This is a genomic window from Brakhagea baltica (assembly GCF_052161605.1).
In the GTDB taxonomy this organism is placed as follows: Bacteria; Planctomycetota; Planctomycetia; order Pirellulales; family Pirellulaceae; genus JBKCUI01.
Map to the genome: position 1 here is coordinate 6,167,183 of NZ_CP197409.1, position 17,907 is coordinate 6,185,089.

The 17,907-nt window shown below is 53.1% G+C and carries 9 protein-coding genes; 3 read left to right on the forward strand and 6 right to left on the reverse strand.

Annotation, left to right across the window (positions count from 1 at the left end; translation table 11 throughout):
• Nucleotides 1–161 precede the first annotated feature (161 nt).
• The 6 genes from SH449x_RS24140 to proS form a co-directional block, all read right to left on the reverse strand.
• Complete coding sequence (locus SH449x_RS24140) at nucleotides 162–1,016, reverse strand: TrmH family RNA methyltransferase (protein WP_482378636.1); 855 nt, start codon at nucleotides 1,014–1,016, stop codon at nucleotides 162–164.
• Entirely contained in the window at nucleotides 1,001–1,939 is a 939-nt protein-coding gene (locus SH449x_RS24145) for a hypothetical protein (RefSeq protein WP_482378637.1), read from the reverse strand. Before SH449x_RS24145 ends, SH449x_RS24140 begins: the two co-directional genes overlap by 16 nt.
• Nucleotides 1,940–2,241: 302 nt before the next feature.
• Nucleotides 2,242–9,138, reverse strand: a complete 6,897-nt coding sequence (locus tag SH449x_RS24150; protein ID WP_482378638.1) for a hypothetical protein — start codon at nucleotides 9,136–9,138, stop codon at nucleotides 2,242–2,244.
• A gap of 48 nt (nucleotides 9,139–9,186) precedes the next feature.
• Nucleotides 9,187–12,327 (reverse strand): vWA domain-containing protein, encoded by a 3,141-nt coding sequence (locus SH449x_RS24155; protein WP_482378639.1) that lies wholly within the window; start codon nucleotides 12,325–12,327, stop codon nucleotides 9,187–9,189.
• Nucleotides 12,324–12,887 (reverse strand): RNA polymerase sigma factor, encoded by a 564-nt coding sequence (locus tag SH449x_RS24160; RefSeq protein WP_482378640.1) that lies wholly within the window; start codon nucleotides 12,885–12,887, stop codon nucleotides 12,324–12,326. The genes SH449x_RS24155 and SH449x_RS24160 overlap by 4 nt, the downstream gene beginning before the upstream one ends.
• 252 nt (nucleotides 12,888–13,139) lie before the next feature.
• Nucleotides 13,140–14,669, reverse strand: a complete 1,530-nt coding sequence (gene proS / locus SH449x_RS24165; protein ID WP_482378641.1) for a proline--tRNA ligase — start codon at nucleotides 14,667–14,669, stop codon at nucleotides 13,140–13,142.
• 266 nt (nucleotides 14,670–14,935) lie between these two features.
• Between proS and SH449x_RS24170 the strand changes: the two genes are divergently transcribed.
• The 3 genes from SH449x_RS24170 to SH449x_RS24180 all read left to right on the forward strand — a co-directional run bounded on the left by SH449x_RS24170 (nucleotide 14,936) and on the right by SH449x_RS24180 (nucleotide 17,887).
• Nucleotides 14,936–15,805 carry a 3-keto-disaccharide hydrolase gene (locus SH449x_RS24170; RefSeq protein WP_482378642.1) on the forward strand — a complete coding sequence of 290 codons (870 nt, stop codon included), beginning with the start codon at nucleotides 14,936–14,938 and terminating at the stop codon, nucleotides 15,803–15,805.
• A 50-nt stretch (nucleotides 15,806–15,855) separates the two neighbouring features.
• Complete coding sequence (locus SH449x_RS24175) at nucleotides 15,856–16,161, forward strand: DUF3817 domain-containing protein (protein ID WP_482378643.1); 306 nt, start codon at nucleotides 15,856–15,858, stop codon at nucleotides 16,159–16,161.
• Between the two features lie 325 nt (nucleotides 16,162–16,486).
• Entirely contained in the window at nucleotides 16,487–17,887 is a 1,401-nt protein-coding gene (locus SH449x_RS24180; RefSeq protein WP_482378644.1) for an outer membrane protein assembly factor BamB family protein, read from the forward strand.
• Nucleotides 17,888–17,907 lie beyond the last annotated feature (20 nt).

Below are 17,907 nucleotides of genomic sequence, written 5' to 3' on the forward strand. Positions count from 1 at the left end.
TCCAGGTTGACGCTTTCTTCTAGGCGTAAAGCTTGGCTTGGGGAGATATTACGACCAGCACCGAAGCGGCAAAACCGGACAAATCCTCAAATTGTAACGACCAAAAGCCTAGGTATTCCGCAATTCCTTGGTCGGATGCCTGCGATCGGAAAACCTTGTCGTCAAACTTTCCGTGATGCCGTTTTCTGTCGCACCATCTCAAATAATACTACCGCCGCACTGACCGAGGCGTTCAAGGAATCAATGCAACCTGCCATCGGAATCCGAACCGCTTGATACTCGTTGCTATTCCATCGATTACCAAGCCCCTGGGCCTCGTTGCCGATGATCAGCGCGGATTTCCTGGCATAATTGGCACTACAGTAATCCACAGCACCCTCAACTCTCGCGGTGTAAACCATAATCGCGTTCGATTTGAGCCAATCGGCTACCTGCTCCTCCGTCCCCGTACCAATCGGCAATGTAAACAATCCCCCCAAACTCGAACGGATGGCGTTTGGGTTGTAAACGTCGCAAATCGAATCGCTTAACAAAACGGCATCAACACCCGCTGCATCGGCCGTCCTGAGAATCGCACCCAGATTGCCCGGCTTCTCAATCCGGTCGATGACCAAATACAAACCTGCAACTTTCTGTTTACCGACAATCTTTCCTCTACAAGCGTGTTCGATGCGTCCCGCTAGTGTCTCAAGGGACGTATCAAAGAAATCTCCGATGGCAACGCAATCATGGCTTTGCTCGCCATAATTCAACTTACCCATCAACGCATCGCTTACGAGGTAAACGGACCCACCATTCTGATGAAGGGTCTCAACGAGAGCATCCGTATCATCCGAGAACTCTTCGCAAACAAAAAGCTCTCGCAGTACAATGCCGGATTGTTGTGCTAACTCGATCGATTTCCTACCATCAATCAAAAACGACTTCTGCACGCGGCGGTGCTTGGAGTCTCGGAGCTTTATTGCGTTGACAAGTCGCGGATTCTTGGGGCTGGTAATCCTTAACGGAGCGGCCATGCATCGATCCACTCAGTGCTCACCGGCTTGGCCTGAAAATCCCTCAAAAGTCTTTCATGCATGTCATTGAGGTGAGCAGCCCCATAAAACACTGACACATTTCGCTTGCCGTTCTTTAACTCTCGCTCTAGAACTTCAAAGGCCTTGCGATTTCGCTCCGTAAGAAGCGTGCTCTTGCCGCTCTTATCGGCCAAGCCCGCCATTTGACCCTCCATGTCCTCGAACTGAGCTGCCATGACGCGACGCAGCTTGATCGGATCCTTTGTAAGCATCGCAGCTAGCAAATCCGCCTGTTGCTGCTGCCCTTTCTTGCCCGCTTGTTGAGCTGTACCAGCACCCATCATACGAGCGAACATGGAAAGGAATCCATCGTTGCGCTTCTTCATGTCTTCGCCAAACTCGGCAGGGCTCATGTCCGCGTGCACAAAGTTCTTGGCGTTGTAGTCAACCTCATCAAGCTGAAAAGCCAATTCCAATGCGGTCTTCATCCCTACTTGCAAACCACTCAAAGGATTAAGCCCACTGTCATCACGCATCGATGGATTGGCGACCTCCGGATCAGCGACTAGTTCGTAAAGAACCGCTTCATAGGTTCGAAATCGATTGTTGAGCTCGCTGTAGTACTGCTTGGTTCCGACGTGGACTGCCCCGACTAAGTCGATGATGGCACCTTTGTGCGGGCCCTCTTGCACCTCGTAGCGTGCGATTGCCACTTGGAGAGCACGTGGTTCCTCTCCCTCGCGATCAACCCTCAAGAACTGCGCATCGCTTTTCGGCTTCTTAGCTCTCTCGGGCTTATCAGCAGCGGTTTTCGATGTTTCCTTTTTTGTTGACTTTTCCTGCGCCGATACGGATATCGCAAAGGTGGCGAACGAAAAGGTTACGACCGCCGCAACCCACGGAAAGAGATAACTTCGGTTCATAAGCAGGCAATTCTCCGAAAGGTCTGGTAAAAAGGACACTTCTCCCTGATCGCCACCGTGAAAGGGTTCTCACCCTCCCAGCGAAGCGACCTGGAGGGTCGGCAACGAGCCTTAAGCGAGATTGCCGGGGAGGGTAGGACGCCGTCGATCACGATCCGACCGATGCCTATCCCCCTCCCCAGCCACGCTTTCGCGGGCTGACCCTCCCCAAACGCGTTTGGAGAGGGTGAAGTCGTTGGCGATGACCGAGAATTGTCGTAAAAAGCTCGGGTCATTTATTGTAACCGCCAGACCAGCGGTTCCTAGTGCCTAAACCAACAGCAAATCGCCAGCAACCCCACCCCCAGAATCAACCATTCCCAAACTCGCAACCGATCAAGGCTCCGGAATCGCATGTCCAGCGTCAACGGTGCCCCCTGCGAAACCTGCACACTTCTCTGGAACCGATACAGATTTCCCTCCTCCGGCAAACTGATAACGATGGCTCGAGGGGCAGGGTCCGTAGAGCGTTGATGCTGCACCAACCGGTCGGCGATGCTTTGCAACGTCGCATTGTCCTCCTGCGTATTACCTGCCAACAGAGAGCTCAGGTCATTGGGATTGAAATCGATTTTGTCCTTATTCAAAATCGGATTGTTCGCCGCAGCCTGCAACATCTGCTCGCTGCTCGGCAATCGTGTTGCCCCTTGGTTAGTATCCAGCAGCAAACGCTGGCGTCGTGAATTGAGCCCCACGACCGCTTGCTGCGTTTGCAGACTCTCTAACTGAACGCGGGCGTCTTCGTTCGAAGCTGGATCCAATCCAAAACGATTAGTTAGGTTATTTAAGGCCCACAGTGCCTTGGCCTGATCTCCCGTTTGCAACAGCTGATTGGCTTGTTCAAAAAGGGTCGCAGCTTGGTTGGCTTGACTCTGACGATTTCCCGAGATTTTCTTCAAATAAGAATCTCGCGTGTAGTCGGTTCGAACCTCTTGTCCAGTTAGCTCCAGATTCCCGTCAAAGTCCGCGAGTTCAAAACCGCGTGGCACGATCACACTCCAATGTATGTTCTCCAGCGGGACATTCATTTGCGGACTTTCCAGCCGAACTCGCTTGAGCCCTTGACCACGCAAAGCATAAACATAGCGAACTCGAGCTGTGGTGTCGTCAAGCCCCGGCAGTATGTAGAACTGCCAAACGTTCTTGTTCGACGTTTGCCGAACAGAATTGACGCTCTCGTCGTTAACGAAAATGCTAAACAACTCACCATCCTCAGGCAGCTGCACTACTAAACTGCTTCGCTGAATCACTTGCATGGTAATGTCGACCGAGGTCAACTGATCACCGTTGGGTGAAAAAACACTCGTCAATTCACCTGATGAAACCCGCAGCTTAAGCGACTCCGCTAATGAATGACGCACAATCGTCAAACTGATCGGATTGGTCGTGTCCGCGACTTTGAATGTCATCGTGGGAACCTCTTTCGAGCCAAACTCACGCAGCAGACTCGGCAGCGAACTCCAATCCGCCGCTTGCCATCCAGGCGGGAGTACCGACGTCCCAATCTCCAGACGTCCGCTCGCCCGTACGGCTACGTGATAAGCCGATTGCTGAACATCCACAAAAGTCGCTGGTGTCAGCAGTTCCCGGCTTTCCACCCGTTCCCCTCGTCGCTCAAAGTCGATTTGGAACGACACAGCACCGATAACTCGTCGCTTGAAACTAACCTCCCACAATCGCTCGTTGGCATCGACCAGCACCAAATCGGCGACCACTTCGCCGCTAGCTCGTACGGTCTTTATCTCATCGTCAGTAGCGACCGGCAATTGAACCCGCATGGTTCGAATCGGGGCATTCTGGATATTCAGATCGGCAAACAATGTTGTTCTTGTCTGCCCCTCTCGCAACGTCACATCATGCAAAATCTGCCCAACTACCCACGGCGAGAGCTTCTCGATTCCAACCGCTACCTGCCAATCCCGCTGGAGCAATCGAAAGGCCAAGGAACCCTGCACCTGCGCCCCCATCGCCCGTGCATCGGACTCGGAAACATTGCTTCGGGACAACGTTCTCAAGCGAATACCAGTGCTCGGCTGCACGATCAGAGTCCCAGTTTGCCTCGGTGCATCGTTCAGCTCCAAGCGGGGCAAATCCCACTGCGGCTGTTCGATAGGGGACGGACCTGTCAGCGATACAGTAAAGTTCTGCATACCGAGCGTCTTTGCCTTGAGGTGCATGATGACTTGTCGCGAATCTCCCTGAACGATCTCCGACCAACGGCTTATCGATTCACCAGTCAACGTCTCAATCTCGTACCCCTCAGGAAGCGGGAAACTCAACTGAAACAAACCGGTTCTCGTAATCTCCACTTGTAGATTCGCGTTCAGCACCACTCGCTCTTCTCCCAACGAGAGAATTTGCCTGCTGTTGACTCGCACCTCGGGCGAAACCGCTATCACCTTGGCATTCACTGTCCCAGCGTTCTCGCCATAACGAAAGACTCGGTGCAACGTCGCGTTTGCGTTCCCCATCTGCCGAACATCGAAATCGCCTAGGTTTACTTGGGCAAGCGATTCCGAGACAACCGTCTCGGGCTGAGCATCCGTCCCAAAGGCAATGGCAAGCAAACCACTCACTCCACTGGCATCGTCTACCGAGATCGGAGCCAACTCCACCGCCGACGGCAAAGCATCCAAGCTCCGTTGCGTCTGCACCGTTAATGCAAATTCGGAAGGTGCGTTCGGATCGAGAACAACGCTCAGCTTGTACTCATCCGCGTTAAACTGCCAAGAGCTTATCGGCCCATCAACGGCACTGACAGTCGTACCTTCGGGGATCGCTAGCCGCAAGCGTTGCAGTTTGCCTTGGGCGACTCGCAATTGAAACCGATGAGTCCCCTCGATTACTCCTGGGCTTATCGTGTAAAGGCCGCTACCATCGACAAAGAACTGTGTCGTTTCGGACTTCAAATCGCGAGCCTTGGGACGAAGCACCACGCTGACCGTACCCGGCTTTAAAAGCAGGGAATACTCCTCGCGGTCACCCTCTGAGACTTTACTAATTCGGGCAGCCGACTCGCATGTTAGCTCCCAACTTGGTTCGTCAAACGTCAACTTCAACTCACGCATCGCAGCGGGGCCGGTTAAGACTTCGATGCCATCAACCGGTCTCAAGCCAGTCAGCTCGAAACGAAACGTCGCCGTGTACTGCTTGGGCTTTGCATTGGTGCCGCTCTCTTCTGATCGTGAGCCACCCTGGGGTTCCGCAGCAATCGTGATGACGTAATCCGAACCTCCGCCGTCATTACCTTGCTTTCCGAGCCTAAGTCCTTCTCCTGCGAACTCGGTTAGAACAGCCGGGGCTTGCAATAACCTAAATTGATCTCCCGGAATCCCTGTCAATTTTATGGTCGCAGTGGCTGTCAATCGCGACTCGCTGCTCTTGATATCCCATTCCTGCGAGGAATAATCTGCTACCTTGGCATCGACGCGTGCATCACTGATCGCATCGCGCGCCATCACTACTTCCAATGAGCCGAATACGAGCGATGATCCTAGAATCGCAGCTAGCAAGCTTGGGATAGCACCACCAAGAATCTCTGGATCGCTAGTATTCTTGGACACCGATGAACTGTCATTGGGAGGTCCAGCACGAAAGAGTCTCACAAAGGCAGGCAGAATCAAGAGGATCAAAATCACAGCAGCAATCAGCCCAAAGAACCAAACCGCCCCATGCGGTTGCATTAAAGCCCCCAGGCCTATCATCGCGAATCCTAAGCCTTGCGATAAACTGCTTTTCGCTCCGAGTTTCACGATGCCTACCAGGACCAACCCCACCAGAACCACCCCCAGCCCGACGAAGTCAATGAGAGTTCGCCAATTGGGCACGATGTCAACATCCATTTCCAATCCCTCTCCAGTTGCTAGCACCGGTACATTCACTTGTAACGGTTCCCTCTCTCTTGTATCTTCGTAGGCAATATTGCAGCCAAGAATGGCAACGGCGAATGCTCCGAACAAAGCGATAACTTTCAACGTCCGCCGACCGAGATCAGCCGAAGGTATCCAAGTGCCTACTAAAACCAAAAGGGTTACAACAGCGAATGGAATCACTCCTTGCCGAACGATCCACTGGAATCCATCGTAGCTCCCTCGCAGCATCGCCGTGGTAAGCTCTCGATCCCCAGCCGGAATCAAGGTCTGATTTTCCTCGCCGGTAATCGTCCATCGAGTCTTTAGAACCGGGGCTATCACCTTCGGAAGCACGATCGCGGCTCGGTTCTTGTCTTGAGCTGGCTTGCCAAATCGGATGGAGACCTCCAGTGGTTCATTGGGATCCGCATCGCCGGGCAGCGGTACCAACGTCTCGGATTCCGTTTGGCGGGCCGTCACTGGTTTGCCATTGATTGATACCGACCACAATCGAACGGGCTCACCGGGCATCTGCAATCGCAACGAACTCTGACCTCGCGACTTGACGTAGTAAACCACGTCGGTCACCGTTTCTCCATCGCTCGAGACACGAGTACTGGCCTCCGAGTACTCGACGACTTGATCGACCGTCGATCCCGAGGGAAACCAATTCACCTTGAGCCTGAGATCGATCGGACGCGCAGTGTACTGCCAAGTCCCCAGCGAAGGTGCTGAACTCAACAGGCGAAACTCCGCTGGCAATTCCAGTGGATCGAGTGCCAACAACTGAGGAGACGTCGCCAGCGTCTGTAATTCAACTTGGATGGGGCTAACGACTTCGATAAAGCCGCGATCGTTTTGCGTTCCTTCTGGCACAACGATTCCCGCTGCGAAGGTCCCTTCGACCGGATTGGGCTTCTCTTCGAACGTAACGAGAAGCGTGTAGGCGCCGAGAATGGGCTGATGAAGCGACACGACAATCACGTCTCCCTCTCGCCGCCAATTACGAACATCCTTACCATCGACGGTCACATTCTGAAGTGTTTCCGGAACTCGGATACGCCATTCCGATACCGGCGAGCCACTCACCATAAAGTTTATCAAAGCACTCCCGTACACGGTCCCTTGACTGAGGGAGTAGAGATGAAATACATCCGCGTTCAGGCTTCTATCTAGTTGCGCAATCTCGACCGTCGCTGACCACTGCGGTTCACGGATGCGGAAGGCTTGCTGAAGTAAAGGAATCGACTGAGAAAAGTAAGCGAGCGGTTTCTCAACCAGCAACTCGGATTCCTTTAAGGTTGTTCGGAAACCGGCACTTGCGACAATTCCGATATCCCCACGAACCGATTTCGCATCCGGAAAATCGATTCTTGGTAGCTGCCAGTCGCCGGTCACCTGCGATTCACTCTTCTCCAATCGGATGGATAACAATTGCCGCCCAATGACATCCTGCGAAAAGAGCACCTTGAGCGTTCTCTGTCCATCTACCGACTCCGATGCAGCCGTATAGTCGGCAACGCTAGCTCCACTCACTGCGACAATGGTGTAATTCTCGGGGATACTCAGGCTCCATTCTCGAATCGTGGTCTCGCGAATATCGAGCTCAATATCACTCGACAATACTCGATCGGTTTCCGTCACCGAGTAGATCGCTATGTGTGAAATATTAACTTCCGGTTGCACGCGATCCGCTGCAATCACGAACGAGTAGTCCGAAGTCGGAAATCGATAGGCGAAACTCTGACGAGCCGAAACAGCTTCGCCTGGGAATTGGTCGGCTGCTAGCTGAGTAAGTCCCTTTAAGTCGGTGGCTTCGAACTTTACCGATCCCGAATTCGAAATCCTGAGAAATCCGGAGTTACGAATCGCTCCTAGCGGCTTGACGCACAGTCCCTCTACGCGAACCGGAAACACATCCAGAGGCGTTTGACTTCGCACCAAATACTCGTGCTTGGCCGTCATAGACTGATTGAGCGTAACCTCAAGCGTCCGCTGATCCGCTTCCCCGGCAACCCGCCAACTGACAATATGCTCCCCCTCGACACTGGTGATCTCCCCGACCCCAGTCAAAGAAAAGGAGATGGTTCGCAATTCGCCTTGCAGAATCTCAAACAAAAACTTGTGGTTCTGCCGAATCAATCCCGAGCCTACCGTGGCCTCGATCGTAGAATTGGTAGAAAAGAAGGTCTTGGTCTCCGCTCGCTCTTGTTTACGTTGCCATTTCATTCGAACCAAACCGCTGGCGGGCAGAAAGCCTCGCCATTCTTCTCCTGTCCCTATTGGAACGACATGCTGAGCCTCTCGTGCAAATTGAATATCGGTGGGTAAACCTTTCAAAACAAGAGGCACCACCGCCCCGCCCGCGACTCGAAAATTGATCTCTTGCCCGTCGGCATCGACCGTCGATGGCATGGAAACAAACTCGATTTCGAGCGGAAAAGCCCCGGGCTCAGCGAATTGCAATACATAGGCTGGACCAGAGACCGATTGAACTAGCTCTAGCCGATAGTTCTCGTTGGTGGGTAGTTTGCTCAAAGCGACGTTACCCGACAACACCTGCAACGATGCCCCAGACTGATTGACGCGTGCCTCACCTCGCAATGTGAAAAGTATCGAATCGCTTCCTGGCTCTACGACTCCCGTCACCGTACACTGAGCTAACTCGATCGCAGGGGGCAAGGCACTCGATCGATCGAGTTGTAAGACGATACGCCCCCCACGAGAAGATTGTAACTCGACCACGCGTTCTTGACTGACCAACGGCGAGAAACCATCCGCCTCGGTCAGCTTCCCTGAAACACTCGATTCAAAGTTGATTTTAATCCGCGAGTCGTACCCCAGCGACTTGCCAGGCGTTAGATGCAACAATTCCAAACTTTGAGGCAACCGCCCCACTTTGCTTAGTGCGACAATTTCGGCGAAAACCTCTTTGGCATCGCTCTGAATCTGAAGATCGAGAAATCGTTCTTCGCCCGTTACGCGAACGGACCAGGACGAAATCCCACCACCAATGACGTTGACGATGTCGCCGGAACCAGAAATGCCCAAGCTGACCGTTTCCCATTTCCCTTGCAATACACGAAGGTCGACTTTGATGGACTGCTTGATCGCCTGCAAATCGACGGTCGCTTGAGAAACAACACTCGCGGAAAAGAGAAACGCTGGAGGGGGCGATTTCCCCGGTTGCAACACGAAGGTCACAGGATTTGTGGTATCATCCGCTGGCGGTTCGTCTTGTGCGAAACCGCATGTCACGAAACTGCTTAAGCACGCGATACTGAAAACGAAGAGCATAGATCGGAACATGTTGTTGCACCTAGAATTCGAAATCGTAGTGGATCTTGTTAAAGATCCTTAATACCCAACCTGGGGTGGCTCCCCCAACGTTCGAGCTTGGTTGAGCATCGTCTGCAAAGCTTGAACGCGAGGTTGATTGGCAATGGAAGCTGGTAAACCAGTAATCAGACTAACTAAGGCGGGGAGCTCGATACGATCCGCACTGGGCTCGCCGCGAAGCTTCATCGCGAACAACGTCGCTGCCGATGCCAACTGCATGGTGGGACTCGCTGCATCGAGTGAGGGCGTTCTTGCCGAGTAAGGGATCGGCCAAAGTCGTTCCACCATGCGGCCTGTCGAAACATCTTGAAAGCGCACCGAAACCGTACCGATGTCACCGAAACCGTCCGGCTTGACTTCGACTTGATACATCGCAACGCCTGCTTCTGCGGCAGCTAATTCCGCTGCATCGACTTGGTCGTTTCGGAAGTCCTCTTTGTTGAGCTGATGCTTTTCGAAACCTAGCAATCGATATTGCCCCACCCGCTGCGGATTGAATTCGACTTGGACCTTGACGTTCTTGGCCGTGGGCCGAAGCGCCCCAGCGAGTTGCTTCGAGAATTGCTCGGAGGTAGATTCCTCCGCATTGATAAGGTAGTAACGTCCGTCCCCTTGTCGCGTGAGTGCCTCGAGCACCTCATCGTTAAGGCCATGAGCACAGACACCGGCCGCGTCAAAAGCGATCCCCGCGTTTCGAAGCTCGACGATCTGTTGGCCCAATTCAGTCGGATCGGCGTTACCGAGATTCACCGCCCCATCGGTTAACATCACGATTCGATTCTGACCTCCGATGGTGTACTGTTCACGAGCCTTCTCTCGGGCAAGGGCCAAAGCGGCTTCGATATTCGTTCCACCTTGGCTAGGGGTGTTGGCGATCAGAGACGGTAGCGAACGAGCTTGTTCGGCCGACAGCCGGTCGGCGATCAAGCGCGGAGTGTTGGCGAAACCGATCAAGGTGATTTGATCTTGATCGCGAAGCTGATCGACGAGGGCTTGAAAGGCCCTTAAGACTGCTTGTTTGCGATCGTACCGTTCCATAGAACCCGAAATATCCAGCAGGACAGTCAGGCGCAGCGGCATGTTCAACCCCCGACCGGAGGCACCGGTTTTCATGGCGACACGAACTAGATTGCGTTGCATCAGGAACGGGTGGGTGGACTGTTCGATTTGGCAAGCGACCATCTCGGAATCGTTCGGCGTGGGATCTTGGTAGTCGAAGGCGTTGAGAAACTCTTCGACGCGAACAGTGCTGCGGTCAGGCCATTGGCCTTGGTTGAGTGCGGATTGAGCAAGCTGGAACGACACATCGCTTACAAACAGCGAGAAGGTCGAAAAAGGTTCCGTGGCAGCAGACAGTTCGCGAATCGGAGCAGCGGGTTTAGTTGGTTGGATCGGTTTTGCTTTAGCGTCAATTCCAAGAGCGATTTCCCGATCGCTGCTGAGTTTGGATTTGTCAGCTTCTGCAAAGCGGCCGATATCTGGAGCTCCAAATGGGGGCTGTATGGTTCCTTCCGCTTCCAATTCAGCCAAGGCTTGATCCATGGTCAACCAAACCTTTTCCTCTTCCTCTTCAGGGATAATGATCCGAGGGGAGACAGTCATCATGGGGGTTTCCTGTTGATCAAGCGAACGTTCTCCCTTCAATTGGACGAATGGACCAGGATCTGGTAACGCAATGTCTGTTACCAAGTCGTCGATTTGCCCCTGTATTGACTTTGTTTGCTGAGAGCTCGACGGAAATGAAGACGAGCCCGATTCTAAGCTACGTGACTTTATTGCGGGAACTGATTGGAAATTATTGGTAATTACTGACGGTTGGTCAGCTCGAAAACGCTTGTCGTACATTTGCGTGGTGTCGTTCGTAATGCTTGGTACAGCATTATTCGTACCCTCCGAGTCGCCAGTAATTCCATTTGCGGCAACATTTGGAGCATTCCCCGTTTCTGAGCCATATAGCGACTGCCTTTGACCCGCCAAGTCCCGCCACACTTCTTCGGTCGGATATCGGACTGGTGGCACATCGTTAAAGGAATCAAGATCGCTTTCCGCTACGCTTAATCCCGGATCATAGCCCTCCACACTCCTACCGCCCCCCATACCCATACCCATACCCATACCGCCGCCCATGCCAGCACCGCCCATCCCTGCTCCCATACCGCCAGCCTCGGCACCATAACCACCGCCGTAGCCGCCTCCAGGACCTAAACCATCAACACCACGGCCACCATACCCACTTTGATCGCTAGCCGCTCCCATTCCCATGCCACCCATGCCGCCATATCCGCCCATTCCCATACCGCCGTAGCGGACTTCGTTGGATGGAGGCATCTGGCCAGCTTGTGCGAACTCCTGTTCTGCCTTTTTCGCCCGTACTTGGCCTTGGGATTCGGTTCTGCTCGGCACTCGATCCCTTGACATCTGATGTCCATCAATAGCTACTTGTCCTTCCGGTCCGTCCATAACGTTGTCTGACTGAAAAGATAAATCTCCAAACTTTCCATCGCGTTTAACTCCTCCCAGTTGAATGGAACCACCATCAGGAACCGTCACGGAGCTGCTCGGGAGTGAGTAGGCGATTGCATCCGCCCCCTCCTTCTCAGTGGAGTCGGGGGGGGGGAAATACTGAACGTCGTCCTCTAGATAGTAGGGAGAGAAACCTTCGTAGCTGCCAACGTCACCCATAACAACCGACTTGCTAGGGCTCATTCTTCTTGCGGCTTCTCTGGCCGCTTGCTGGGCGGGCAGCATCAAAATCGCTGCGATAAAGCAAACACTCGCCGCGACGGCTGCGACTCGTAGCCATTGCGAGACCTTCTTGTTCGAGACGATGGGCGACCTCAGAAACGCTCGCTTCGTCGACGTTACCTCAGTCGTTCCAGCGAGAGTCTCAAGCAGCTTAGCGCGCCGCTCATCAGAGAGTTTCCAGTCCACATCGTCGGCCATCGGTAACGGTTCTTTATTCCAATCACCTCCACCGACCGTGACGAGCAAACCATGCATGTGTCGCAAGTGCTCGACATAAAGCTTCAGCTCAGGACGTTGCTCCATCAAGTGCATCAATTGGTCACGCTCGTAATCGGACGCTTCGTCGATCACCAAGTTGAGCAATCGCACTTGGAGTTCGTGCTCGATGGTATATGCATTTAGATCATCGTTCATGATTCGTCGTGATCTCCTTTCGGCAGTAGGCCGGTAGCCAGCTTTTTCAAGATCTGATGGAGTCGAAATCCAACATTGCTTACCGTTAGGCCTGTCGATTGGCTGATGTCGCGGTATTTGAGTCCTTCGAAGTATTTAAGTTGTATGATGCGTTGATCCTTTTCAGGCAGGTCGTCGACCAAGCTCCTGAGGTTGGCGATGGTCTCCATGTGAGCGATCAAGTCGTCAGGTGTTTCCGCGTTTTCATCCGCTACTAAGTCCCGTTCCGCGTCTGCGTTTAACGATTCCCGTCTCGTTTTTCTCAGGTGCTGAAAGGCGCTGTTCCGAACGCTCCGGTAGAGCCAAGCACGCGGTTCAAAGACCGAATCCCATCTCGCGTGCAGCTGCAAAAAGACTTCTTGGACGATTTCTTCTGCCACCGCTCGGCGACCAGTCAACGAAAACGCGAACCGGAGCAAGCCCGACTCTTCGGCCTCGAACAACGCACCGATCGATGATCGAGGCATCGATTGGGCGGAGGCTACGCCGTTTTCCTTGTTTGCGTCAGGTGTGGCAGTCAACCTGGCCTCTACGTTGGGGGAACGGATGTCAATTTCACAATTTCTCCTCTAAGCATAATCAGTCCGGAGCCGTAAACGCCCGGCAGACACTAGACGCAGCAGGAAGAAAAATATTAGCCGGAAAAACAGAATTTTCGAAAATCTGCTATCTCGCGGAACCGCCTGCGAGATGGTCCGGCTAAAAACGTTACGCCTTGTGATACAGCAATCGCCCAAGAAAAAGACGCACAGGGAGCGATCGAAGCCTTGTCGCTAGTAAGCCTTGGCAAAAATGGCCCGCAGACGAGTTTCTTTGCCCGTGAGGAAGCATTTCCCGGAGTCGACGCTTGTGCCGCCAACGCTCGCGTCGCCAGTACTCTGCCCTTCTCCCCCATGCGAGATGGGCATGCAGCGAATGGTAACCTTGAGTTCGTCGAGGAGCGGTTGCACCTCCTCTTCACTCGAGAACCAACAAAGTGCAAACCCTGGCTCCCCCGAGAAGTACTTGCGGAACTCGGCCTCGGTCGCAATCTCTCGCGTTCGAGACTCTTGCAAGGCCAATGCTCTCTGAAAGAGATTGGTCTGAATCTCTTCAAGTATGCTCGCAATCGATGCGACCAACTCGTCGCGCGGAATCCCTTTGGACTCGCCTGTGTCCCGGCGGCCCATGAAGACACTGTTGTTGGCGATATCCTTGGGACCGACCTCAATTCGCAGCGGAACACCCCGTTTGACGTGGTACCATTTCTTCTCTCCCCCGCGAAGATCCCGATCGTCTATGTCAACTCGTACGACTCCATCATCGAAGACTTGCTTCTTGAGATCTGCTTTCAATGCTTCGCAATAAGCGAGAACTTCTGCCCGTTGCGTTTCATCTCGGTAGATCGGCAAAATCACGGCATGAGTCGGGGCCAATCGAGGTGGCAATACTAGCCCATCATCATCCGAATGGGACATAATCAATGCCCCGATTAATCGTGTCGATACCCCCCACGATGTTGTCCAGGCAAACGCCACTTCGCCATTCTGGTCCTGAAACTTGATCTCTTGAGCTCGCGAGAAATTCTGCCCGAGGAAGTGCGATGTGCCGGCCTGCAAGGCTTTTCCATCTTGCATCATGGCTTCGATGGACAACGTCATAACAGCACCTGGAAATCTCTCGCCGGCCGTCTTCTCCCCTTTGATCACAGGCATGGCCATATAATCCTCGGCAAACTTGGCGTACACATCGAGCATGAGCCGTGTTTCCGCAATAGCCTCTTCGGACGTGGCGTGAACCGTATGCCCCTCCTGCCAAAGGAACTCTGCGGTCCGCAGAAACAGCCGCGTTCGCATTTCCCAACGCACAACGTTCGCCCATTGATTGATCAAGATCGGCAAGTCACGGTAGGACCGAACCCATTTGGCATACGTCGCCCCGATGATCGTCTCGCTTGTCGGACGAACGATAAGGGGCTCCTCGAGCGGCCCCGCTGGGCGTAATCCCCCCTTGCCATCTGGCTCCAAGCGATGATGCGTGACCACCGCACACTCTTTGGCAAACCCCTCGACGTGTTTTGCCTCTTTTTCCAAGTAGCTCATCGGAATGAACAGCGGAAAATAAGCGTTCTGATGCCCCGTTTCCTTGAACATTCGATCGAGCACTCGTTGCATGTTCTCCCAAAGAGCATACCCCCACGGCTTGATAACCATGCAACCTCGGACGCTCGAGTTTTCCGCTAGCTCGGCCTCGCTGATAACCTGCTGGTACCATTCTGGGTAGTCTTGCGCCCGGGTCGGTGTGATTGCTGTTTTAGCTGCCATGGAAACGGTTCTAGGAGAAAACTGGATGGGGAAATTTGCATTGCAGGCTTTCAGCGAATTACGAATCGAACTCCCACGGTGGAGCTTTTCTTCTCGCAACTCTTCAGAAACTGCAGCCAGAAACTGCGAAGAGTGTAGCGAAATCGCCCGTTCCTAGCTACCGCCACTACAAGCCTCGCTTTAGACTACAATCGGGAGGCTAGAATAAAGCTGATGCCCAAAAAACACCGCGCATAGAAATCCCACCCACCAACAAGAAAAATACCGTGCTTAGAAATCAGAACCTACGCCAGCCCGGCTATTTCGCTACCCGCAAAACTTGGCAACGCTTGTCACCATGGGCTATCTTGTTCCTGGCGAGTATCACTTTTGTGAGTGCGGAACGTCCGTCCACGTTTGCACAAGATGCTGCGACAGCCGAAGCTGCAAACGTTGAGCAGGCAGCCTTCCAACCGGACCAAACGACGTTGCCAGCCCCCGTTCCTAGCAACGCCATCGTTCTCCTGGGTGAAGAAACCAATAAATTTGTCAGCATGACTGGTGAGCCGATCAATTGGCCCAACGAAAAAGGAGTCATTACCTCCACCAGATCCGGCGGTCGAGTCAATCACATCGTGTCGACTGTCCACTTTCGGGACGCTGATATTCATGTAGAGTTCATGGTTGCACCTGAAGGCGAGGGGAATAGCGGCATCTACATCCACGGACATTATGAGCTCCAGATATTCAATTCCTGGGGCAAGCCGGACGCTCGAATGAACGAGCACGACCATGGAGCTCTTTACGGCTTCCAGAAACCCATAAAAAACGCTTCACGCAAGCCGGGTGAATGGCAAGTCTACGATATTCGCTACCAAGCTCCTCGACGCGATGAAAAAGGGGTTATAACCGAGCTGGGCTCGGTGACGGCATGGCTCAATGGTACCCTCGTTCAAGATAACACTCGCTTCGAAGAGCCACGCTCTGTCTATCATCCGTTTCGCTATGGCACGACCGACTACCTAAAGCCAATCGCCGTTATGCAAAAGCAAGAGCAACGCGGGCCAGTCTTTCTGCAAGACCATGAGAGCCCGACCAAGTTTCGAAATGTTTGGATCGTTCCTCTCGACGATAAAGCACTGACTTACGTACCCTAGTCTGCACCTCCGATCTAACCCCTAAGTTTTGTTCCAGGATACCGGTAAGTATGAGTTGGCTGATTCCGACGTTTCGATGGGTAGGAATTCTCGAGGGACTGTCGTACCTGATTCTCCTGATTGTAGCGATGCCGCTCAAGTATGCATTTGGCCAACCACTAATGGTCTCGCTGGTGGGAGCTGCACACGGCGGACTCTTCGTGGCATACGTTTTCCTTGCAGCACTGTCAACTTGGGTTTACAGCTGGAAGCCCACAATCTTCGTGCAGGCCTTTATCGCCTCGCTGATCCCGATCGGAACCTTTTGGTTTGATCGCAAGTTGAAGATCTTTTCCGAGACGAATCAAATTCAGTAGGTCTCAGCCAGACAACCATTCTCGAAGCGTGCAGGTTAGATAACTCAATGCCCTAAAACGAAAAAAGGGCTCCCAACAGTATGCGTCACGCCCGAAATCGCATACCACTGAGAGCCCTAAGTCTCGTAAGAGTATTATTGCTCTAACTGGTATCAAATGCAAGTGACCTCGCGGGGATTTGTGGAAAATACTCCAACCATGCATCCAATCCAACGTCACACGGTGTTTTCTAAGTTCAACTGGTGCTATCATGACGTCAGCCTTCAAGGCAATAGAAGCTGCCGCAAGCTAAACTTACTTCCCTAAAATAAGATCACCTGTGAAGATGAATTCCAACCGAAGACAACATGCAAAGCGTAGCCTCACGATTCTACTGAAAACCGCACTCGCTCTTTCCACCGTTGGTGTATGCTGTGCCAATCTAACTCAATCGCTCAACGCGAATGATGCAAACCAATGGCCAGCTTTTCTTGGGGCGGGAGCCTCCAGCCCAAAGAATCCTTCTAGCCTCCCGCTGCAATGGGAAAATTTCAACAAAATTGCTTGGAAGACCACAATCGATGGGCACGGACAATCTAGTCCTGTCGTTTGGAATGACACTGTGTTTGTCACCTCCGTGGACGGTGTCAACAAAGACAATTACTTGATCTACGCTCTCGACCTAAAGACTGGTGAGCCAAAATGGACCAAGTCCCTCAAGAACTCATTCCCGGTCAAGAGCAGCTACTACGTCAGTCGCGCCGCCCCCACGCCGGTTGTTGATGCCGAGCGAGTCGTCGTATTCTTCGAGAGTGGAAACACCGTGGCTTACTCCCACGCTGGGGATGAACTCTGGTCCCGAGATCTTGGTAAAGAAATGGGGCCGTTCGTTGCCGAATTCGGCTTGGGCGCATCCCCATGTCAAAACAGTTCGCATGTTTTTGTCCTGATGGAACATGACGGACCAAGTGCCCTGGTCGCGTTGAACAGACAAACAGGCAATGTCGACTGGAAGGCCGACCGAACATCCCGTCGCTCCTGGAGCTCACCTGCTTTACTCAACATCAGCGGGACCGAACAGATCGTCATCAGTTCCGCTGGCAGCGTCGACGGATACTCCGCACAAGACGGCTCCCAACTTTGGAGCCTCTCTGGAGTAGGTGGTAACACCGGTGTCACCCCGATAGACCACGGCGATGGTACCTTTCTTATCGGTGCGTCCGGCGGCAGAGGAGGCGATAACGCCGAGCTGGCGAAAAAGTCGAACGGTATGGTGAAAGTCAGCCAGCAAGGTAACCAGTGGAAAGCAGAATTGGTATGGATAAACGATAAGCTCTCAACCTCATGGGCTTCCCCCATCGCACACAATGGTCGAGCTTACTGGATTAACGCAGCTGGTGCATTGTTTTGCGTTGACCTCAAAACCGGGGAATCAATCTATTCCCAACGACTGAAACAATCCTGTTGGGCAACCCCCATTGCTGTTGGTGATCGAATTTACTTCTTCGGAAAAGAAGGCCTGGTGATGGTCGTTGCCGACAGTACCGAGTTTAACGTACTAGCAGAGAGCGAGCTTTTTGATCCCGACCAGCTACCGCCCGAATCAACCCAAATGGAAGACGAATCCACCGAAGAACGCCGCCGTGCCTCCGCCATGTTCGCCAAACCAACCGTCTACGGTGCAGCCCTGGTTGGCAACCAATTCGTCGCCAGAATTGGCAACCAGGTCTACTGCATTCGAGAGTAGTTGTAGCCAACGCTTGCTCA